Below are 21,815 nucleotides of genomic sequence, written 5' to 3'. Positions count from 1 at the left end.
TTCTATTTTGATTAAATTTGAAAAACTAAAAAAATAAAATTATGTCAACGATTACTTTAAAAGGAAACGAAGTACACACAATAGGAACATTACCGTCAGTCGGAACTACAGTAAAAGATTTTGCTTTGGTAGATTCAGGATTAAATGTAAAAACACTTGAAACTTTTGACGGTAAGAAAAAAGTATTCAATATCTTCCCAAGTATTGATACGCCAACCTGCGCAGCTTCCAGCAGAAAATTCAACGAAGAAGCATCAAAGCTGGATAACACCGTAATCATTAATATTTCAAAAGACCTTCCTTTTGCATTGGGAAGATTCTGTGCAGCAGAAGGACTGAATAACGTAGAAACGCTTTCCGATTTCAGAAGCAGCTTCGGAGATGATTATGAAGTGACTATTACAGATTCTCCTTTGAAAGGATTGTTAAGCCGTGCAGTTATCGTTACAGATGAAAACAATAAAGTGGTGTATACAGAACAGGTTTCTGAAATTGCAGATGAGCCCAACTATGAGGCTGCATTATCTGCATTGAATCAATAAGCAAACCTTAGAAATAAAATTTTGTAGAGCCTTGTGAAAGTATTTTTGCAAGGCTTTTTTGAACTTAAAAACACACAAATAAACTGAAAAAAGAATGCAGGATCATTACAATAAATATGGTGAGCTGTTTCAGGTGGATCAGGAACATTTTGAAGAATTTTATGCCCTCCTCAACGATACCCGGCTTTTAAAGTCTGATTTTTTCCTGAAACAGGGAGAAAAATGCAAATACCTGGGCTTTATCAAAAAGGGGATTCTAAGAAGTTTTTACATCAACGATCAGGGCAGGGAAATCAATTTCGGCTTTTACTTTGAAAATGAATTTTTTACCGATTATGAAAGCATACTTTGCGACTCCGTCTCCAATATGAATATTCAGGCATTGGAACATTGTGAAATTCTGCTGTTAGGTAAAGACCACCTTCAGGCTTTATACGAAAAAGAAGCGTACTGGCAGAAATTTGGAAGAATGATGAGTGAAAAGATCTATCTGGATGCCAAAAAAAGAATTGATGATCTGTTGTGTCTTTCTCCTGAAGACAGATACCTGAACCTCCTGAAAAAAGAACCGCTTCTTTTCCAGAAAATAGCCCAGAAACACATCGCAAGTTATTTGGGGGTCACAGAGCAGTCTTTGAGCAGAATAAGAAGCAGAATTATTAATTAACTTAAGTTAACGCCTGCTCAGTTTTTTGGACGTAGCTTTATGATCATCAAACTTTAATATGATCATCATGGAACAAAAAGACTTAACCATTATTTTGGTACACGGAGCCTGGGGAGACGGCTCGCATTGGCAATATGTTATTCCTTCTCTTACTAAAGCAGGATACAAAGTAAGAAGTGTTCAGAATCCGCTGACCTCATTACAGGATGATATTAATAAAACCAGAGACCTTATTGATGCTCAGGAAGGGAAAGTTCTTTTGGTAGGGCATTCTTATGGTGGAGCAGTGATATCAGGAGCCGGAAATCATGATCAGGTTGCCGGATTGGTTTATATTGCAGCTTTTGCTCCTGATGCAGGAGATAGTCTGGGCTCTCTTTTAGCAAAAAGAGAATCTCCGGGTGGAGCAAGTATTTATCCGGATAATAAAGGTTTTTTATGGATTAAATACGATGAATTTCAGTCTGCATTTTGCTAGGATCTGGAAAATGAAAAGGCATTGGTAATGGCCCTGTCTCAAAAACCTATTCACGGACAGTGTTTTGGTGATCAGGCCGGAGAACCGGCATGGAAAACAAAGCCAAGCTGGTACCAGATTTCATCCAATGACCGTATGATTCCTGCGGAAACAGAAAAAGAAATGGCAGAACGCCTTCAGCCTAAAAAAATCATTACTTTAGATGCAGGACATGCTTCACTGGCTTCACACCCTGAGGAAGTTACCCAGCTGATTCTGGAAGCAGCTTCGTCTATTTAAGTTTAAAAATACTTGTAAAAATGATACAGGGCCTTGTGGAATTTTATGTAATTTCACAAGGCTTTTTAATGTTATAACTTAATTAAAATGGTAAAAAGAATCGTAGCTAATATAAAAACAGATGATCTTTCAAAAGCCGGAGAATTTTATCAGGAAATTTTAGAACTTGATGTACTGATGGATCACGGCTGGATTAAAACTCTCGGAAATAATGAGGAATCCGCAGTTCAGATCAGTTTTGCCGAACAGGGCGGAAATGAGACTGAGGTTCCTGATCTTTCCATTGAAGTGGATAATATAGACGAGATCTATACTAAAATGAGTCAGGCGGGGTTTAAAATAACATACGGAATTACCAATGAAGATTGGGGAGTCCGCCGATTTTTTGTAAAAGATCCGTTTGGAAAAATAATTAATATCCTTTCTCACCCATAAAACTTATTGATCATGCAGGCAAAACAAATTATTCCGATTCTGAGAATTTTTGATGTGCAGAAAACCCTTGAGTTCTATATTGACTGGCTAGGCTTTGAAGTGGTCTGGGAACATTATTTTGAAGAAAATACTCCGGTGTATATGGAAGTGAAAAAAAACAATATCATTCTTCATCTGAGTGAACATCACGGTGATGCAACTCCCGGAAGCAGTGTTTTTATCTGGGGTGAAGGAGTTGCCGAGTATCATAGAGAGGTAATTGCGAAAAATTATAAATACAATCGTCCCGGTCTTGAAAAAACATTTTATAATGCTGTTTCATTTACTGTAAATGACCCATTTGGAAACAGGATTATTTTTAACGAAGAATTTAATGAAGAAAAACATGGAGCTCTGGAGCTGTATTCCGGTGATTGATGATCCGGATCATTAAAATTTTAGATTAATAAAGCTACCTTTACATTCTCAAAATAAATTAATGAAACGTTCAGGTACAGCAGATCTCCCTCTTCACTATGGTAAAGTACCACCATGGCTGTATGAGCGCATGTCTGTTCTGGGACTGTCTGTCATTGAAGTTATTCTGATGGATTATGGTAAAGATGAGGTTCTTCGCCGGCTGGCTGATCCGTTCTGGTTTCAGAGTTTTGGAGCTGTAATGGGTATGGACTGGCATTCATCAGGAATTACCACTTCTGTGATGGGAGCTTTAAAACGTTCGGTTAATCCCAATTCTCAGTCGTTAGGCCTTTACATTTGCGGCGGGAAAGGAAAACTTTCCAGGGAAACACCATCAGAGCTGATTCGGATTGCTGATAAAACAGGTTTAAACGGAACGGAGCTGGTAAGAGCCAGTAGGCTATCTGCCAAAGTTGATAATACAGCGATTCAGGATGGATATCAGTTGTATCTGCATAATTTTGTTTTGTCTGATAACGGAAACTGGAGTGTTATTCAACAGGGAATGCATGAATCGGACGGGACAGCAAGACGCTACCACTGGCATTCCGAAAATCTCAGATCATTTATAGAAGAGCCACATACGGGGATCAATGGTATTTCGAGAGGGAAAATTCTCAATCTTACTTCTTCTGAAGCCTCAGGAAACAGAAAAGGGATTCTGGATATTTCGCATACGGATTCTGTTGAAGTAATGAAAGACTTTTCGAGACTGATTCTTCCTGCGCATCATGAGGTAAGGGCTTCTGATGTGGATTTAAGGAGATTGGGAGCGCTTTTGTATGTTACCCGTGAACAACAGCCTCAAAATTTTGAAGATTTGCTAATGCTGGAAGGAGTAGGGCCAAGAACGATGCAGTCATTAGCTTTAGTCAGTGAAGTGATTCATGGGGCACCGTCAAGATTTGCTGATCCGGCGAGGTTTTCTTTTGCTCACGGAGGGAAAGACGGACATCCTTTTCCTGTGCCTATTCAGACTTATGATGAAAGTATTGGGATTCTAAGAAAAGGAATAGAAAAATCAAAACTTGGAAACTCAGATAAACTAAATAGCTTACATAAGCTACATCAGATAGTAACCAGTGCTGAAAAAGATTTCACGCCGGATTTTGATATTCAGAAAATCATTGAAGAAGAACGCCGGGATTCATGGCGTTTCGGAGGAAAAACAGTGATGGGAGATGCCCGGAAACCGAGTCCTCCTCAACCAATTCAGCTTTCTTTATTTTAAATATATAATACCGTAAACAATACAGCTTCCTTTAAAATCTGAATTTTTCTTTACTAAAACGATACCAATACACGTATACCGAGTTCTTTTCGGTGGAAGATACTCTCTCATAGATTTGACGTGATGTTTTTTTAGCGATTAAACTATTGTTTAATTATTTTAGGTTGTTAATTTATCTTAAATTCAGTGTGGTATGTGGTTTTAAATCATAAATAAATTATTTTGTTTAATAATTATTACCCTGATTTCAATTAAAAATTTTAATTTTAGAATCTTAAAAAAATAAACCTGATGACCAATAAATCTTTAGAAATATGCTATGATTTCCCATTTTTCCTTCAGGAAGAGCTTGATGAAATATTTAAGGCTCATGAGAAAACATCATTTCAAAAAGGTGATTTTATTCTCGAAGAAGGAAAAACAGCCAATGAATATTATATTTTAGAAAATGGGTTGGCGCGCTCTTTTGTTAACGACTTTAACGGCAATGAAGTGACCACTCATTTTTTTGTAGAGAATGAAGTAATTATTGAGGTTTTATCCATGTTTCAGAGAATTCCGTCTCAGGAAAATATCGTTTGTATTACCGATTGTGATTGCTGGAAGTTAGATTATGATACTTTTCAGGAGCTTTTTCATAAAATTCCCAATCTCAGGGAATGGGGAAGATCGTGGATGTCTAAAGAACTCTTTGATTATAAACAACGTTCTGTAGAAATGTTTACCCTTTCTGCTACCAAAAGATACCTGAACCTGCTGGAACAGAAATCAAAAGTAGTACAGTTTGCCCCGTTAAAACAAATCGCTTCTTATCTGGGAGTAACAGACACTTCACTGAGCCGCATCCGCAAAGAATTGGTTTCTCATCCCAAGAAAAATTAAATCTTGCCTTATGGCAAGTAGATTTTCATAGCACCTTGGTAATTTTGGATAAAAGTTTAATACCAAAATTACAATTATGAAAGTGAATCAAATTTATGTCAATCTACCGATAAAAGACGTACAGAAAACCAGAGCATTCTGGACCCAACTCGGTTTTTCCATCAACGAGCAGTTCTCCAATGATAAAGCGGTATCTGTTGTGATGAAAGAAGACCAGATCTATACCATGTTTCTAAAGGAAGAATTTTTCCAGACATTTACCAACAGACCTTTTGCCCAAGGAGACACAACGCAGGTTCTTCTTGCTATCAGCGTAAACAGCCGGGAAGAAGTAGATCAGATTGTAAAGACAGCCATTGAAAACGGCGGATCGAAATACAGTGAATCTATGGACCACGGATGGATGTATCAAAGCGCCTTTGCGGATATTGACGGGCACCAGTGGGAAGTGATGTATGCAGATCCGTCTCAGTTTACAGGGAATATGTAACAAGTTTTATTTTCAAATAAACATAGAAACAATGTCAAACGAAATAGAATTAGTAAAAAATCAGATCAATATTACCTATAAAGTAGTTCTGATTAATATAGAGGGAATCACTCATGAAGAATCAATGATTTTCCCTAACGGAGATGCCAATTGCATGAATTGGGTCTTAGGGCATCTGATCTATATCAGAAACGGATTACTGAGTATTCTGGGTGAAGTGCCGGTTTGGGATGGCGGAATATTTTCAGGATATGACAGAGGAGCGATTGCTTTAGAAAGAAAAGATGAATTTGTAGATTTTGAAGACCTGAAATCTTATTTAAAACAATCCCAGGGAAAACTGGAAGAAAAACTAATCGGCCTTGAACACTTTCCTGTAGAACAGATCAGTGATATCGCAACCCTTTGCTTTCACGAAAATTACCATAGCGGCCAGCTCGGGTATATCAGAAGACTTTTAGGAAAACCGGGTGGAATAAAATAATTGTACCCTGTTGCAGTATAGAAAACCAACGGAAATAAAACCTAAGGTCTGATACGTTTCAAGAAAAAATAAAATCCATAAAACATAAAAAATGGACACACCAAAATCAAAAAAAATGGAAGTCATTGTTCCGGCTTACAGAATGCACAGCCAAAGCTTTCTTAATGTTTTGGACGGCATTTCGGAAGAAGATGCTCTGAAGAGAATTGAAAATAAAACCAACCATATCGTGTGGATGGCAGGAAACTTTGTCAATATGAGATATGCCCTCGGATGGGTATTGGGATTACAGGAACAGGACCCTAATAATGATCTGTTTTTCCAGGGAAAAGCACTGGATGAAAATAAAAAGTATCCAACATTAGCGGATCTGAAAAAGAATTTTCACGAGATTTCTCCAAAAGTATACCAGAAACTCTTAGAAGTAACCGACGAAAAACTGGAGGAAATCTTTCAAATGGGAATGAACATTCCTTTTATTAAAGAAACAAAACTCAATTTTGCAGGAATGTGCATTGGCCGTGAAGACTACCTGTGTGGTCAGATAGGGTTGATGAGAAAAATCCTGAATTATCCCGGAATGAAGTATGATGTGGATGAAAATATTAAATACTAACTCATGAATCCGGCAGATAAAGGATATAAACATATCAATGGAATTCAGATGTATTACGAAATCTATGGTTCCGGAAAACCTGTAGTTCTGATTCACGGAGGAGGTTCTTCCATTCTGTTTGATTTCAGTGAGATCATCGCCAGATTAGAGAATCAGTTTCAGTTGATCGGGATTGATCTGCAAAATCATGGCAGAAGTGAGCATCGCTATATCCCTGAAACGTTTGAACAGGATGCAGATGATGTAGCTGCATTTTTAGCAGAAATCAATATCCATAAGGCTTCATTCTGGGGTTTTAGCAATGGAGGCAGTACGGTAATGCAGATCGCCCACCGGCATCCGGATATGGTAGATAAACTGGTCGTTGCTTCTGCATTTTATAAAAAGGAAGGAATGATGGACGGCTTTTTCGAATCTATGAATGAAGCCACCCTGGATTCAGTACCGGAGCCGCTGAAAATCAATTTCCTAAATCTGAATCCTGATTTTTCAAAGCTTGAAAATATGTTCGATAAAGACAGTAAAAGAATGCAGACTTTTGAGGACTGGGATGATGAGGTTCTGACTTCAATAGATTCACCGGTATTATTTATCAGCGGAGATCAGGATGTTATGAAACCGGAACATACCCTGGAGATGTGGCGCATGACTGAAGGTTCAAGAGTAATGATTCTCCCGGGAGTACACGGAGCTTATATGATGGCAGGTTTTGACGGAAGTGTAGACAGTAAGCTAATAGACTTCACCGCACAGGAAGTCGCAAAATTTTTAAATCATCAATAACACATACAGATTGTGTTTAAAAAATAAAATATTAACATTTAAAATTAAAATCATGGCAAAATTAAATCCGTACTTAAATTTTGATGGTACAGCCGAAGAGGCGTTCAATTTTTATAAATCTATTTTCGGTGGTGAATTTGTAGGAGAAGTTCATAAAATGGGAAATGCTCCGGGAACTGAAAACCTTTCTGAAGAAGAGAAAAACAGAGTAATGCATGTTGCTTTGCCTATTGGAAATGACCTTTTAATGGCTTCGGATATTGTTCCTGGTTTCGGGCAGAGCCTGACTGTAGGAAACAATAATTATGTTTCTATTTTTCCGGATTCCAGATCAGAAGCAGAAAGACTTTTTAAGGGACTTTCAGAAGGCGGAAATGTAGAAATGCCGCTTGAAGATCAGTTTTGGGGAGACTATTTCGGAAGCTTTCAGGATAAATATGGTGTTCATTGGATGGTGAACTATAATGATCAATACACAAAATAGTACTATATTTAACTCATTATAAAAAGGGCACCTTCTTTTGGGTGTCCCTTTCCTAATCACTAAAAATAAGAACGATGGACCCAATTACAATAGATATTACAATTTTAGCACCGGCAGAAAAAGTCTGGAATTATTTCAACGACCCTAAACATATTGTCAAATGGAATTTTGCCCATGAAAGCTGGCATTGTCCAAGTTCTGAAAATGACCTCAAAGTGGGTGGTAAATTCAAAAACAGAATGGAAGCTAAAGATAAAAGCTTTGCATTTGACTTTGAAGGAATATATGATGAGGTTATTCCTTATGAAAGACTATCATATCATATTGCAGACGGAAGAAAAGTAGAAGTGATCTTTGATAAGATCGATGGTAATACAACGAAAGTGATTGAAATTTTCGATCCTGAAAAACAAAACTCTGTGGAAATGCAAAGGGAAGGCTGGTACGCAATCCTTAATAATTTCCATAAATATGTTGAGAATCATTAAAAAATATTTTTTGTAGCCATGATCAATTTAGTTATCATGTCAAAAAGTTTAAATTCTATATATGCAGTCAATTACGATTCTAAAGAAGAATTTCTTTACGGGGTCATTGCAATACCGGCAAGAAGAGCTTTAGAAAAAGAGAAAATTGATTCTTTGGAAAAATTATCGGATTATTCTGAAAAAGAAATTCTACAGATGCATGGTTTCGGGAAAAATACGATGGAAAGGCTAAAGAACTATATGAAAGAAAACCAGTTTTTTTTCAAAGAAGCATAAAAAAATAAACTGAAATTTTTACAGTGTCATTGCGAATAAAGAAGTAGAATAAATAGCTTTATGCGCAAAGACATAAGGTATTCCGTGTCCGGTATAAAAATCATCATTTTTCTGCGGACCATACCGATTTTTATGGATGATCATTCCGGTGAATAAGAAAAAACTCAACGATTATATTAAGCAATTAAAATTTGAAATTATGAATAAAGATATTTTTCCATGTCTCTGGTATGATGGAGATGCTAAAGAATCTGCTGAATTTTACTGCAGTGTGTTTGGTGGTGAAATTACAGCAGATACCCCGGTTGTCATGAATGTTGATTTATTCGGACAACGGCTGATGTTATTGAACGGAGGACCCCAGTTTAAAAAGAATCCTGCCATTTCTTTCATGGTAATTTGCGACACGGAAGATGAGGTTCAGAAATACTGGGATCACTTATTGGAGGGTGGAATGGCGTTAATGGAGCTGGGCTCTTATTCATGGAGTAAAAAATATGGCTGGTTACAGGATAAATATGGTGTTACATGGCAATTATTCTTAGGAGAAAAAGCCAGCGACCAGAAAATTGTTCCTACACTGATGTTTATTCATGAAAATAATGGAAAAGCAAAAGAGGCCATGGAATTGTATACACAGACTTTTCCCAATTCTCATATCGGAAATATTCTGAAATATGGTGATGGTAGTGAAGGGCATCCTATACAGGAACCGGCAGAAAATGTTCAGCATGCACAATTTGTGATTGACAATTACAGCCTGTATTGTATGGATAACTCTTATGATCATCAGTTTGATTTCAATGAGGGAATTTCTATGGTGGTTATGACAGATGATCAGCAACAGACAGATCACTACTGGAATACCCTAACTTCAGACGGAGGCAGAGAAAGTATGTGCGGCTGGCTAAAAGACAGATATGGACTGAGCTGGCAGATTGTTCCTAAAAGGCTGATCCAGCTTATGAATGATTCTGATCAGGAAAAAGCATATAAAGTAGTTCAGGCTATGATGAAAATGCAGAAAATTATCATACAGGATTTGGAAGACGCTTATCGTTCTTAGAAAATTTTAGGCGTGTTGTTTGATGTGAATACAGTAAAGATTTGCTATCTGAAAACACAGAACAAATCATAATCTAAGTCGAAAGTTCCTAAAGAAGGGCTTTATCCGGAACGATTATCCGGTAAGGCGGAAATTACCGGAAAAAAGATGTGATTTCATGTGGAGACAATAGTGATTCACATCAAAGACGGAGATTTTTTCAGAGAATAGCTCCGGAAAGAGTATCAGTAAATGTGGGTTTTAGCCTGCTTCGGTTTAATATCTTAAATAAAAAAATATGGAAACCTTATCCTATGAAATTGAAATCAATGCAGAACCTGAAAAAGTATGGAGTGTCCTGTGGAGTGATATTACTTACAGGCAATGGACTACAGCTTTCACAGAGGGCTCTTTTTATGAAGGAACACTGGAAGAAAATAATATTATAAAATTTTTTGATCCTAAGCAGAATGGGATGTACAGCAGGGTAGAAAAAGTAATTCCTAATCAGGAAATAAGATTTCTGCATCTGGGTGAAATTTACGAAGGTATTGAAGTTCCTCAGGATTGGGGTGAATCTACTGAATCTTATTTTCTGGAAGAAAATGAAGACGGAACATTGTTGAAAGCGGTTATCCAGACCCCTGCAGAATACAAAGATTTTTTTGAAGAAAAATTTCCTAAAGCATTGGGAATTATCAAACACCTTTCGGAAAATCAACTTTAGAGTGATATTGTATTATACTCATACCGATAACTCAAAAAATAAAAATATGGAAACCCTATCTTATGAGACTATCATTGATGCTCCTCTGCAAAAAGTTTGGGATATTCTTTGGAATCCTGAAACGTATAGTGAATGGACCCGGTATTTCGGTACAGGATCTGTGATGAAATCAGACTGGAAAGTAGGCGGAAAAACCTATTTTCTTAATTCTAATGGGGACGGTATGGTTTCCACTATAGACAGTCTGGAAGAACCTGGTCAGGTTGTTTTTAAACATTTAGGTGTGGTGAAGGATGGTGTGGAAGATACTCAGAGTAAAGAAGTGATGGAGTGGAACGGCTCTTTTGAAAAATATTTTTTAATTGATTTTGGCGGAAAAACAAAACTTCATACCGAAGTTCAGGTGGATAGCCAGTGGCGTGATCATATGAATACCGGTTTTACAAAAGGATTAATTGTCGTAAAGAGCCTTGCGGAGGGGATAAGTCTTGATTCAGTCTGATGAATAGTAGAGGGTTAAGTTTGTCGGTTTATAGTTGTTAACTATTTCATGCCGATTGAAAACCATCCTTTATTCCCTTTTTCATTCCGTAATTTTTTTCGAATTAAATATGAAATTATTAACAATTATTTTCGCAACCTTTATTCTGGCTTTGCTGGGTACCATGGTATTCTGGGGTAAGCCCGATTATTTATTTTCAGGGAATCTTGGAATGGCTGTTTTTATCATCTTTACAGGTTTTTCGCATTTCAAATTTCAAAAAGGAATGGCCATGATGATTCCGGATTTTATCCCTGCCCGAATGTTCTGGGTTTATTTTACCGGCATTCTGGAAATTGCTGCCGGAGTAGGATTGATGATCCCGTCTATCCGGGAGCTGACTGCCGTTTTACTGATTATTTTTTATATACTGGTTTTTATCGCCAATATTCATTCATCAAAAAAGAATATCAATATTTTTAAGGCAGACTACACGGGCCCGGGTATGAAATACCTGTATACACAAAGGATTCCGATGCAAATTATTCTGATAATCTGGACGTGGTATTTTGGGGTTTATTTATAAAAATTAAGAGGCAGCCTACGGGTTGCCTTTTTTATTTTTTTAAAGTATTCAGAAAAAATGTTAAATAATGTAACGTTTTAAGCAGGAAGCATGTCTAATAGGTAGAGAAATATTTATTCTTTTGTTATTCAAAAGTATAAATAGAAAACAATAGTTTTAACTTTTAAAGCATAAGTTATGAATTTAAATTCCAAAATTTTAACCACTGCTCATATTGTAGTCACAGCCATTATGATAAACGCACAAAGCGCTGCAGCCAAATTACCCGGTGATCCTGCATTGCCTTCTTCAAAAGCTAACCTGGAAAAACTGGTTTCGTATGATAAAGGAAACTTCAAATATAAGGTTGAAGATTACTTTGCAAGACCAAAAGCTTCGGCTTTTAAAATATCTCCGGATGGGAAATATCTTTCCTATAAAGAGAAAGACAGTGATAAGAAAAACCATGTATATGTTAAAGACCTGAATACAGGAAAAATTACCAAAGCGATTGTAGAAAAGGATGATCTGATCAAAAACTACGGCTGGTTAAATAAAAAACGCCTTTTCTATACACAGGATAAAGGAGGAAATGAGAATATTCATCTGTATGCCGCTGATGTAGACGGTGGTAATCTGAAAGATTTAACACCGTTTGACGGAATTACACTGGGAAGTATTATTCCTGTAAAAGACACGGATTTTGTAGTTGTGACCATGAATAAGAACAACAAACAAATCTTTGAACCTTATAAAATCAATTTCATTACAGGGGAAATGACACAGCTGTATGAAAATAAGGATGTCAATAGTCCTATTGATGACTATCTTTTTGATAAAGACGGAAATCTTAGAGGGTATAGTATTCTGGAAAATGGACTGACTACAAAAACCTATTATAAAGATCTTCAGACAGGGAAATTTAATCTGATTAAATCGGCAGACTGGTCTGATACATTTAGTATTATCAGATTTAATGATCATTCTAAAAATAAAGATGAAGCGTATGTTGTTACCAATTTAGATAGTGATAAGGCCAGAATTGTTTTATATGATCTTAAGAAAAACACCGTTATTAAAGAGGTATACTCCAACCCTGTATATGATGTGAGTTCAATAAGTGTTGCCGGAAAAAACAGAAATTACGAACTGGATTACATCAGTTATAACGGAACGAAAGGAGAAACTGTTCCTGTCAGTAAGTTTTATAAGGAAATTGATGATAAATTAAAATCGCAGTTTAAAGACAAAGAATTTTCTATTGTTTCTTCGGATGATAATAATGACAGACTTCTGGTGATTGTTGGAAGTGATAAGTTATATGGTACCTATTATGAATACGATACAAAAACCAGAGCGTTAAAACTTCTTTACAACCTGATGCCGCAGCTGAAAGAAGAGGATATGGCAGAAATGCGGCCTATTGAATTCAAAAGCAGAGACGGAATGACTATTCACGGATATATTACATTACCCAAAGCAGCTTTGGAGGGTAAAAAAGTTCCTTTGATAGTTAATCCGCACGGTGGTCCGCAGGGAATCAGAGATGACTGGGGTTTCAATCCGGAGGCGCAGTTGTTTGCCAGCAGAGGTTATGCTACGCTTCAGGTGAATTTCAGAATATCAGGCGGATACGGAAAAGAATTTCAAAAAGCCGGCTATAAGCAGATAGGAAGAAAAGCGATGGATGATGTGGAAGACGGCGTAAAATATGCTATCAGCCAGGGATGGGTGGATAAGGATAAGATTGCTATCTATGGAGGAAGTCATGGCGGATATGCCACTCTGATGGGATTGATCAAAACACCGGATCTGTATGCCTGTGGAGTAGATTATGTAGGAGTATCCAATATTTTTACTTTCTTTGATTCTTTCCCGGAATACTGGAAGCCTTATAAGGAAATGGTGAAACAAATCTGGTATGATCTGGATAATCCGGAGGAAGCTAAAATCGCTAAAGAGGTGTCTCCTGTTTTTCAGATAGATAAGATTAAGAAGCCATTGTTTGTAGTTCAGGGAGCTAATGATCCAAGAGTGAATATCAACGAGTCTGATCAGATTGTAAAAGCAATGCGTGCGAAAGGATTTGAAGTGCCGTATATGGTAAAATATGACGAAGGACACGGATTTGGAAAAGAACCGAACAGAATTGAATTGTATACAGCAATGTTAGGATTCTTTGCCGAGAATTTTAATAAAAAATAAACTTATTATTTTTATAAGCAAAAACGGAGGACGAAAGGTCTTCCGTTTTTTTTGTTGCCAATAGGGACGGGCTTTAGCCCGTTCAAATAAAAAGATAACCTCCATTGGCTTTAGCTTAAGACCCGAGCGTTTTTATTTCCAGTACAATTGTATTTTATCTGTTCTCTGTAGATTTGTACAGGCCATACAGACTTTAGCCCCGATAGCAGCGGTTACCCCACAGCGGAAAGGGAAGAGCTCCGGCGCGAGGAGTAGGAGCGGATAGCGGGAACAGCTCCTTAGAAAATAGAAAATGAGTACAGGATGACTATGAGGAAGATAAAAATCCTGTGAATAAAAGAAAAATTGAAAATCCGGAAAAATATTTTAAATTTATTAAAGTAAAACCAAAAGGATAGCCGTCATATCAGTATGGAGGTTGTCGAAAAAGTAACAATGCCACAGAAGGAGAAAGAAAGCATCATCTCACAAACCGTTTCCAACTACGGAGGGAAGCTGATGTCTTATATTCGCCCTAAAGTGAAAAACACTGAAGATGCGGAAGATATTCTGCAGGAAGTGTGGTATCAGTTCAGCAGCATTACCAATCTTTCCGAGATTGTGAATGTAGGAGGCTGGCTGTACAGGGTAACGGCCAATAAAATTACGGATCGTTACCGCAAAAAGAAAACGGAAAATCTTGAAGATTTCGTCTATGAAGATGAAGACGGAAGTTTTTCCATCAAGGATATTCTATTGATGGATGAAAGCGCAGGTCCGGATGTGAAGATGTTTCAGGATGAGATCTGGAAAAAACTGTTTGAGGCACTTGATGAACTTCCCGAAAAACAAAGGCTGGTCTATGTAGAGAATGAACTGAACGACAAAACCCTCCAGGAGATCGCCGATGAACAGGGAGAAAACATTAAGACCATCATCAGTAGAAAAAACTATGCTGTGAAGCATCTGAGAAACAGATTGAGAAGATTATACGAAGATTTAAAAAGTTAGTAAAAAGAAATTATGAATCATAAACACAAAAAAGGCTGGATTTTTTTATTGTTATGTCCGCCATTAATTCTCTTGGCTGTTACATGGATTGTCATGTCGCTATGGAACTGTCTTCTTCCTGAAATATTAGGGGTAAAAGCAATTAGTTTCTGGCAGGCTATGGGAATATTGATTTTAAGCAAAATTCTTTTTGGAGGTTTCCATTTCGGAAAAGGAATGAGAGATTTTAAGGAAAGAAAAATGAGGCAGAAAATGGAAGGCTGGTCGCCCGAAGAAAGAGAGAAATTCAAAGAAGTATGGAGAAATAAATGTTCCGGAGGATTCTTCAACAGAAATAACGAATAATTTGAAAATTGTAAAGAAGTAGTAAAGTAAATTTACAATTGATTCGTCTCTATAAAAAAAGAAGTAGTAAAATTTAAAATTTTGAAAAAATGAAAAATTCAGCATTAAAAGGAGCTCTTGGAGCACTAGCGGTTGTGGGAGTAGCATTAATTGCTAAGAAAGCCGCACAAAGAAAAAGATTTATCAAAGGTATTTTTAATGAATACGGAATCAAAGAAAAATCCCCTTTCGGATTAGCAGATAAAATCAGAGAAATGAATGAAGAGGATTATCAGGAACTGAAAGGGAAATTCAAAAAAGAATTCAGTTCAAGATGTTGCAGTAAGGATAATACCTGCGAGGCATAATCCGTAAAATACTAAATTGAAATTGTTGAATTCCGGTGCGGGAAGCAAAGCTTCCTGCACCGGAATTTTTCTTGTAAACAGGGGAGTCTAAAGTAGTATGTATTCATTTAAGTATTACATTTGTGTAAAAATTATCTTCAGGATTATGGTGAAGTTTAGAAGTATCTGTATTATAGTTTTGTTGTTTTCTTCATGGCTGCTCTCCGCACAGCAATCCCCGCGAAAACAATATATTTTCTTTTTACATAATAAATTTTTGGAAGAGCATTCTTTAAAGGAGGAGCACCCCAAATATGGAGTAGCAGAGTATGAGTCTGTCCTTCTTCAGTTAAGAGGGAAAAACAAGGTTGTGATTTCTGAAAAGAGAAAACCTAATGTGGAACCGGAAATCTATGCATTGAAGGTGAAAAAACAAATTGACAGTCTGGTAAGAAAGGGTATTTCTGCAGGAGATATTACTGTGGTAGGAACTTCTCAGGGAGGTTATATTGCACAGTATGTATCTTATTATGAGAAAAATCCATTGCTGAAGTTTGTTTTTATAGGGGCGACGTTTAAGGATGATTCTTTGGAAAAGGATAAAAACTTCAGGCTTTATGGCAGAATTCTTTCTATTACTGAGAAATCTGATGAAGGACATGTTCCGCTATCGAAGGAATCAAGATTTACCAGATCTGATATTAAAACTTTCAGAGAGATTGAACTGAATACCGGATTGAACCATGGGTTCTTATTTAAAGCCCTTGATGTCTGGATTGTTCCTACAAAAGAATGGATTGATGGTAAATAACCCCAAAATACTAATTGAAAACTGTTTTTTGCCATGAATGCACGAATAGAATTTTGGGTTTTTATGTGGCGGTATGATTTTTTAACGGTATAGAGGTAAAATTATTTTTCCCACAATTATTCCATATTGTAAAGTTGAAACTATTCTGTTATAACATCTGTGATCAGAATTGAACCGGATCAATATCCTGAGTTATCCTGCTTTATTATTTACAGACAATAACCAGGAAAAAAGAAAAATAAATCCTTATTTTTGTATTGCTCAATGAAAGACTACTATTATTTTCTCGGTATATCTCAGGATGCTTCTGAAGAGGACATTAAAAAAGCCTATCGGAAGTTATCTTTAAAGTATCATCCTGATAAAAATGAAAATGATGATTTTTTTGCCGATCGTTTCCGTGAAATTCAGGAGGCTTATGAAATATTGAGCGATTCCGGCAGACGTCATACTTATGACCAGAATTTAGAAAGTCATCAGCGAAGTTTCAGGTATAATATACCACCGGCAATTAAAACATTCACTTCAAATAAAATTCATGCTAAAAAAGGAGAGGAAATTATCATCAACTGGCAGACAAGCAATGCCGATGTGGTAAAAGTATTACCTTTTGGGCTGGAAAAACCTTACGGGGAAAGAATATTTAAGATTACGGAATTTAAAGACGGTAAATTCCAGCTTTTGCTTCATGCTACCAATTCTCTTTTGCATAAAACCGTTGTACAGGGAATTACGATTACAGAAGTTTTTGATCATCCTGCAGACAAATTCAAGAATAATGTGGAGGAAATGTTTAAGCCGCAACCGAGAACAAGAATAAACCAATCCGGTCATCCTAAAATCGTTATGTTGATTTTTGGAATTATAATCCTGATTATAGCGATTTATTTTTTAGTAAAAAATCTAAGCTGATTTAAGCCATTTTTTTCCTTCCCGGACATTTTTTACATCTTTTTCCTTTCTTAAATTTTTTGCAGCAGGATTTCTTTTCGCAAAACATCTCTTCGTTGTTGAAAGCGTATACAGGTGCCAAAGGCGGTACTTTAAATGGAGTAATCATATTCATGGTACAAATATATTAATTTAGAATAAATATAATTAATAAAATTTCATAATTTTCTTACAACCTGATCAATAGCACTTGTCTCTCCCTTGCAGAAGGGCAATGAGATTAAAATTTCACCGATGTTGACGCCTGAATTCTCCAGGCATGAGCACTTTGATTTCCAAAATTTTGTCTTCTTCCATAATTGGCTTCTATTCCCATTCTTACTTTTTTATACGGCTGGAAAACGATATTCATTCCGATGTTCTGGAAGCTTTTTGTCATATTTCCAGGAATAAAGCTTTCTTCACCGATACGGGAATGGCTTATAAAAGTTACGGAACTCCATTTGGAAGTCCACCAGTGTTCATAAATACCTACGATGTTGAACATCTCTAATGTTTTTAATAAATTTTTGTTGACGGGATCAGGAATAGCATCATATTTTTCTTCATTTAAATTGCTGTTGTTGGTTGAAAACCCCTTTCCGAAAGAAGTCTGAAGACTGATGATATTGGATTTATTAAGATACATTTTTCCTGAAATTACAGCTCCCCAACCCAGAATCGTTTGGGTTTGGTAATTTTCCTGAGGTGAAAACTTCATTTCATAGCTTATTGGCGATAGTATGGCTCCGAGTTTAATGTAATTTTTTTCATCCCCATATCGGTATAAAGCCGTAAAATTGGGAATGATGGCTTTCTTTTTCCATTGTAAAGAATCTGCGGGAAGGGTAATACTGGGGGTATCAGGATCTTCCATAGACAAGGATAAGATTCCTTTTTTCGACACCGGAGTTGTATAACGAACCTGCATTCTACGGGTGAAAACCATAGCGTTGGGAGGAACGAAGTCAAAGATATTCGGAAAGATATCCAGATCCGAAAAATTACTCCAGGTCTGTCCCAGAAGCCACTGATTCCATTGCAGGTATCCTTGTCTGAATCTTGGAGCTGTTGTACCATTGGGTCCGTAGAAATCTATTTCTATATAAGCAGAAAGAGGTTTTCCGTTTTTTGCTTTCTTTTGTTGTATTCCCAGTCCGATCTGGGATTGTTTGATACTGAAATTACCGGTGATAACATTGTGTTGGGGAATTTCTATAGAATGAGAAACAAAACCGTCTTTTACTCCCGTTTCCTGAAAGTTAAGCATCATATCAGCCTGTATAAATCCTTGTACATAGAGATCCCATTCGTTTTCATCTTCCGGTTTTATGGTCGCAAGGGTAATTTGTGCGGAAATTTCCGCGTGAGGAATCAGAACAGATATAAATAAGACAATTAATCCGGTTTGTGTTTTTTTCTTCATGTATGGCGTGTTTTGTAGCGCTTGTTTTAGGTTCTCATATGTTTGTTTTAGGCTATTAGTGTGATGATGATTAATACAGTTAAGAAATGTTTTTAAGAGGACTGCTATCGGACGATTTGTATCTTTTAGTTATTTATTCTCTTAACGGTGAAGTGAAACTACAAAATTATTTTAAAAGTGTTTTTTGTAATAATTTTAATTCAATTGATTATATACCAATATTTTCAACTAGGTATTTAATGATTCATTAGTAATAAATATTTAATATTATTTGTTATTGTTTATAAAATTAATGTGATTGTTGAATAAAATGAATTGAATTTTAACACTTGGTATAAAAAGATGAATATGAATTTTTCTTTCGTTGATCAGTAGTCGTAAGCTGTTGTACAATCGTGTAAAAAATTGTAATTTTACCCATCTTTTTTACAAACAAAATCTAATAAATAAAAATGAATACAGAACAGTTTGTGAGCCGTCACATTTCCCTTAATGAAGCCGATAAACAGGCGATGTTGGAAAAACTTGGCGTTTCTAGTATTGAAGAGTTAATTTCTCAGACGATTCCTTCTTCTATCCGTTTAGAGAAAGATCTTGAGATCTCGGAACCGCTTTCGGAATACGAAATGCTGAACCATTCGAAAGAATTGGCATCAAAAAATACTGATTATACGAGTTATATCGGATTCGGATATCACAATACACTTTTACCATCGGCGATTCAGAGAAATATCTTTGAAAATCCGAGCTGGTATACAGCGTATACCCCTTACCAGGCGGAAATTGCACAAGGAAGACTTGAGGCCCTTCTTAATTTCCAGACTGTCGTATGTGATCTTACAGGTTTTGCATTGGCGAACGCATCTTTATTGGATGAGTCTACTGCAGCAGCTGAAGCAATGCATATGTTCTTCAACAACAGAACAAAAGATCAGAAAAAAGCAGGAGCTAATAAGTTCTTTGTTTCTGACCTTGTTTTTCCTCAGACAGTTTCTGTTTTAAAAACAAAAGCTGAAGGATTAGAAATTGAAATTGTAATAGGAGATCACAAAACTCATCAGTTTGATGGCTCTTATTACGGTGTTTTATTACAGTATCCCGGTAAAAACGGAATCGTTTTAGATTACACGGAAAATATTGTAGAATATAAAAAGATTGATCTTCAGGTAGCAGTAGCTTGTGACCCGATGGCTTTGGTTAAACTAAAGTCTCCGGCGGAAATGGGTGCAGACTGTGCTGTAGGTACTTCACAAAGATTTGGTATTCCGTTAGGATACGGAGGTCCTCACGCTGCATTCTTTGCCTGTAAAGAAGATTATAAAAGAGATATCCCGGGAAGAATCATCGGGGTTTCTCAGGATATGTACGGAAAACGTGCATTAAGAATGGCATTGCAGACAAGAGAACAGCATATTAAAAGAGAAAAAGCAACTTCCAATATCTGTACAGCTCAGGTTCTTTTAGCGGTAATGGCGGGAATGTATGCGGTTTATCACGGTCCGAAAGGATTACAATATATCGCTGATCAGATTCACTTTAAAGCCAACGCTTTGAAAGGTGGTCTTAAAGCTTTAGGATATCAGACTGTTGAGGAGCCTATTTTCGATACAGTAAAAATCGAAATGGCTGAAGATGAAAAAGGAAGACTGATGAGAATGATGCTGGATCATAAGCTAAATCTTAACTATTTTACAGAAGGAGTAGTAAGTATTGCGATTAACGAAAGCACAACATTAGAGAAATTAAACTATCTGATGGCTTCTTTTGCTCAGTTCAAAGACAAGCAGAGCTTCAAACTAGAAATAAAAGAAGGATACAGCATTCCTGTAGAAAATCTTAGAAAAGATGAAATTCTTACGGAAGAAGTATTCAATAAATATCATACTGAAACAGAGCTGATGCGTTATATCAAGCGTCTTGAGAGAAAAGATTTATCATTGACCCACTCAATGATTTCTTTAGGATCTTGTACCATGAAATTAAACGCAGCTACTGAAATGTTGCCACTGTCATGGGCAGACTGGGGAAGTGTACACCCATTTGTACCGGTAGATCAGGCAGGAGGTTATCAGCAAATGATTGCAGAACTTGAAAAAGATCTTGCTGAGATTACAGGTTTTGCAGGAACTTCTTTACAGCCAAATTCAGGAGCTCAGGGTGAATATGCAGGATTAATGGTGATCAGAGAATATCACATTTCAAGAGGAGATCACCACAGAAATGTGGTATTAATTCCTCAGTCTGCACACGGAACAAACCCTGCATCTGCTGCTATGGCAGGAATGAAAATCGTAGTCGTGAAAAACCTTGAAAACGGAGAAATCGACTTTGAAGACCTTAAAGCTAAAACAGAATTACATTCAGCAAACTTATCTGCTGTAATGATTACATATCCGTCTACTTACGGATTCTTTGATGCTAATATCAAGGAAATTACTAACCTTATCCACGAGCACGGAGGACAGGTGTATATGGATGGTGCCAATATGAACGCGCAGGTGGGATTTACAAGTCCAGGAAACATCGGAGCAGACGTTTGTCACTTAAATCTTCATAAAACTTTTGCAATTCCTCACGGAGGTGGAGGTCCTGGAGTTGGTCCAATCTGTGTTGCTAAGCACTTAGTACCATTCCTTCCTTCTAACGCGAATATCAAAATTGGAGCTAAAGAAGCTATTGACGGTATTTCTGCAGCACCTTACGGTTCCGGATTGATCCTCAACATTTCTTATGCTTACATCAAGATGTTAGGGACAGATGGTCTTAAAAAGGCTACAGGACATGCAATTATGAATGCTAACTATCTTAAAGTGATTTTGGCAGAGCATTTCCCAATCTTATATTCAAACGAAAACGGAAGAGTAGCTCACGAATGTATCGTAGATTTCCGTCAGTTCAAATCTTTAGGAATTGAAGTGGCTGATGTTGCGAAGAGATTGATGGATTATGGTTTCCATGCGCCTACAGTTTCTTTCCCTGTGGCAGGAACATTAATGATTGAGCCTACAGAATCTGAAAGCAAGTCTGAAATTGATCGTTTTGCAGAGGCTTTAATCTCTATCAAGCATGAAATTGATGAGATTGTTAACGGACAGGCAGATCCGGCAAACAACGTATTGAAAAACGCTCCTCACACAGAACAACTGGTGATCTCCGATTCTTGGGATAAACCATACAGCAGAGAAAAGGCAGCTTATCCGCTAGAGTGGGTAAGGGACCATAAATTCTTCGCTTCTGTATCAAGAGTAGATGAAGCTTACGGAGACAGAAACTTAGTTTGTACTTGTGAGCCGATTGAAGCTTATATGTAATCTTAGTTTTTAGAGATAAAAAATCCCTTTCAGCAATGAGAGGGATTTTTATTTTTTAT

25 protein-coding genes and 1 pseudogene are annotated in these 21,815 nt (G+C 36.7%); 25 read left to right on the top strand and 1 reads right to left on the bottom strand.

Going from position 1 to position 21,815, the window contains the following annotated elements; translation table 11 throughout:
- The first annotated feature begins 41 nt into the window (after positions 1-41).
- From tpx to JO178_RS19435, 24 genes and pseudogenes are all read left to right on the top strand, one after another.
- On the top strand, positions 42-542 hold the full coding sequence (gene tpx / locus JO178_RS19555) for a thiol peroxidase (RefSeq protein ID WP_291939550.1): 501 nt from the start codon (positions 42-44) through the stop codon (positions 540-542).
- A gap of 94 nt (positions 543-636) precedes the next feature.
- The gene (locus JO178_RS19550) at positions 637-1,209 is read left to right on the top strand and encodes a Crp/Fnr family transcriptional regulator (protein ID WP_291939546.1); all 573 of its coding nucleotides are present in this window, start codon (positions 637-639) and stop codon (positions 1,207-1,209) included.
- A 58-nt stretch (positions 1,210-1,267) separates the two neighbouring features.
- Positions 1,268-1,966, top strand: a pseudogene (locus JO178_RS21545) (alpha/beta hydrolase).
- An 87-nt stretch (positions 1,967-2,053) separates the two neighbouring features.
- Entirely contained in the window at positions 2,054-2,401 is a 348-nt protein-coding gene (locus JO178_RS19535) for a VOC family protein (protein WP_291939535.1), read from the top strand.
- A gap of 12 nt (positions 2,402-2,413) precedes the next feature.
- Positions 2,414-2,818 carry a glyoxalase superfamily protein gene (locus JO178_RS19530; RefSeq protein ID WP_291939532.1) on the top strand — a complete coding sequence of 135 codons (405 nt, stop codon included), beginning with the start codon at positions 2,414-2,416 and terminating at the stop codon, positions 2,816-2,818.
- Positions 2,819-2,879: 61 nt separating this feature from the next.
- Complete coding sequence (locus JO178_RS19525; protein WP_291939529.1) at positions 2,880-4,091, top strand: DUF763 domain-containing protein; 1,212 nt, start codon at positions 2,880-2,882, stop codon at positions 4,089-4,091.
- Positions 4,092-4,382: 291 nt separating this feature from the next.
- Positions 4,383-4,973, top strand: coding sequence for a Crp/Fnr family transcriptional regulator (locus JO178_RS19520; RefSeq protein WP_291939526.1), 591 nt, complete (start codon positions 4,383-4,385; stop codon positions 4,971-4,973).
- 76 nt (positions 4,974-5,049) lie between these two features.
- Positions 5,050-5,463, top strand: coding sequence for a VOC family protein (locus JO178_RS19515; protein WP_291939522.1), 414 nt, complete (start codon positions 5,050-5,052; stop codon positions 5,461-5,463).
- A gap of 31 nt (positions 5,464-5,494) precedes the next feature.
- Entirely contained in the window at positions 5,495-5,947 is a 453-nt protein-coding gene (locus tag JO178_RS19510; RefSeq protein ID WP_291939519.1) for a hypothetical protein, read from the top strand.
- A 91-nt stretch (positions 5,948-6,038) separates the two neighbouring features.
- On the top strand, positions 6,039-6,563 hold the full coding sequence (locus JO178_RS19505; RefSeq protein ID WP_291939516.1) for a DinB family protein: 525 nt from the start codon (positions 6,039-6,041) through the stop codon (positions 6,561-6,563).
- A 3-nt stretch (positions 6,564-6,566) separates the two neighbouring features.
- On the top strand, positions 6,567-7,346 hold the full coding sequence (locus tag JO178_RS19500) for an alpha/beta hydrolase (protein ID WP_291939512.1): 780 nt from the start codon (positions 6,567-6,569) through the stop codon (positions 7,344-7,346).
- A 52-nt stretch (positions 7,347-7,398) separates the two neighbouring features.
- Positions 7,399-7,830 carry a VOC family protein gene (locus tag JO178_RS19495; RefSeq protein WP_291939510.1) on the top strand — a complete coding sequence of 144 codons (432 nt, stop codon included), beginning with the start codon at positions 7,399-7,401 and terminating at the stop codon, positions 7,828-7,830.
- Between the two features lie 74 nt (positions 7,831-7,904).
- Positions 7,905-8,318, top strand: coding sequence for an SRPBCC family protein (locus JO178_RS19490; RefSeq protein WP_291939506.1), 414 nt, complete (start codon positions 7,905-7,907; stop codon positions 8,316-8,318).
- Positions 8,319-8,354: 36 nt separating this feature from the next.
- Positions 8,355-8,594 (top strand): hypothetical protein, encoded by a 240-nt coding sequence (locus JO178_RS19485; protein ID WP_291939504.1) that lies wholly within the window; start codon positions 8,355-8,357, stop codon positions 8,592-8,594.
- Between the two features lie 199 nt (positions 8,595-8,793).
- Entirely contained in the window at positions 8,794-9,660 is an 867-nt protein-coding gene (locus JO178_RS19480; RefSeq protein ID WP_291939501.1) for a VOC family protein, read from the top strand.
- 277 nt (positions 9,661-9,937) lie between these two features.
- Complete coding sequence (locus JO178_RS19475) at positions 9,938-10,366, top strand: SRPBCC domain-containing protein (RefSeq protein WP_291939497.1); 429 nt, start codon at positions 9,938-9,940, stop codon at positions 10,364-10,366.
- A 46-nt stretch (positions 10,367-10,412) separates the two neighbouring features.
- A complete protein-coding gene (locus JO178_RS19470) occupies positions 10,413-10,868 on the top strand; it encodes an SRPBCC domain-containing protein (protein ID WP_291939495.1) in 456 nt (151 codons plus the stop codon).
- A 109-nt stretch (positions 10,869-10,977) separates the two neighbouring features.
- The gene (locus tag JO178_RS19465) at positions 10,978-11,433 is read left to right on the top strand and encodes a hypothetical protein (RefSeq protein WP_291939493.1); all 456 of its coding nucleotides are present in this window, start codon (positions 10,978-10,980) and stop codon (positions 11,431-11,433) included.
- Positions 11,434-11,610: 177 nt separating this feature from the next.
- The gene (locus JO178_RS19460; protein ID WP_291939491.1) at positions 11,611-13,617 is read left to right on the top strand and encodes a S9 family peptidase; all 2,007 of its coding nucleotides are present in this window, start codon (positions 11,611-11,613) and stop codon (positions 13,615-13,617) included.
- A gap of 435 nt (positions 13,618-14,052) precedes the next feature.
- Positions 14,053-14,607: a sigma-70 family RNA polymerase sigma factor gene (locus JO178_RS19455; RefSeq protein ID WP_291939487.1), complete on the top strand. Its 555-nt coding sequence runs from the start codon at positions 14,053-14,055 to the stop codon at positions 14,605-14,607.
- Between the two features lie 12 nt (positions 14,608-14,619).
- On the top strand, positions 14,620-14,952 hold the full coding sequence (locus JO178_RS19450; RefSeq protein ID WP_291939484.1) for a hypothetical protein: 333 nt from the start codon (positions 14,620-14,622) through the stop codon (positions 14,950-14,952).
- Between the two features lie 89 nt (positions 14,953-15,041).
- On the top strand, positions 15,042-15,299 hold the full coding sequence (locus JO178_RS19445; protein WP_291939481.1) for a hypothetical protein: 258 nt from the start codon (positions 15,042-15,044) through the stop codon (positions 15,297-15,299).
- A gap of 145 nt (positions 15,300-15,444) precedes the next feature.
- Complete coding sequence (locus tag JO178_RS19440; protein ID WP_291939477.1) at positions 15,445-16,089, top strand: alpha/beta hydrolase; 645 nt, start codon at positions 15,445-15,447, stop codon at positions 16,087-16,089.
- A gap of 264 nt (positions 16,090-16,353) precedes the next feature.
- Entirely contained in the window at positions 16,354-17,001 is a 648-nt protein-coding gene (locus JO178_RS19435) for a DnaJ domain-containing protein (protein ID WP_291939474.1), read from the top strand.
- Positions 17,002-17,260: 259 nt separating this feature from the next.
- Here JO178_RS19435 and JO178_RS19430 read toward each other — a convergent pair whose 3' ends face one another.
- Entirely contained in the window at positions 17,261-18,445 is a 1,185-nt protein-coding gene (locus JO178_RS19430) for a DcaP family trimeric outer membrane transporter (RefSeq protein ID WP_291939470.1), read from the bottom strand.
- Between the two features lie 452 nt (positions 18,446-18,897).
- On the opposite strand from JO178_RS19430, the gene gcvP reads away from it, so the two are divergent.
- Positions 18,898-21,756 (top strand): aminomethyl-transferring glycine dehydrogenase, encoded by a 2,859-nt coding sequence (gene gcvP, locus JO178_RS19425; protein WP_291939466.1) that lies wholly within the window; start codon positions 18,898-18,900, stop codon positions 21,754-21,756.
- Positions 21,757-21,815: the final 59 nt, after the last annotated feature.

The organism is Chryseobacterium sp. (assembly GCF_019236175.1).
Lineage (GTDB): Bacteria > Bacteroidota > Bacteroidia > Flavobacteriales > Weeksellaceae > Chryseobacterium.
This window is presented reverse-complemented; position numbering and strand designations above follow the sequence as displayed.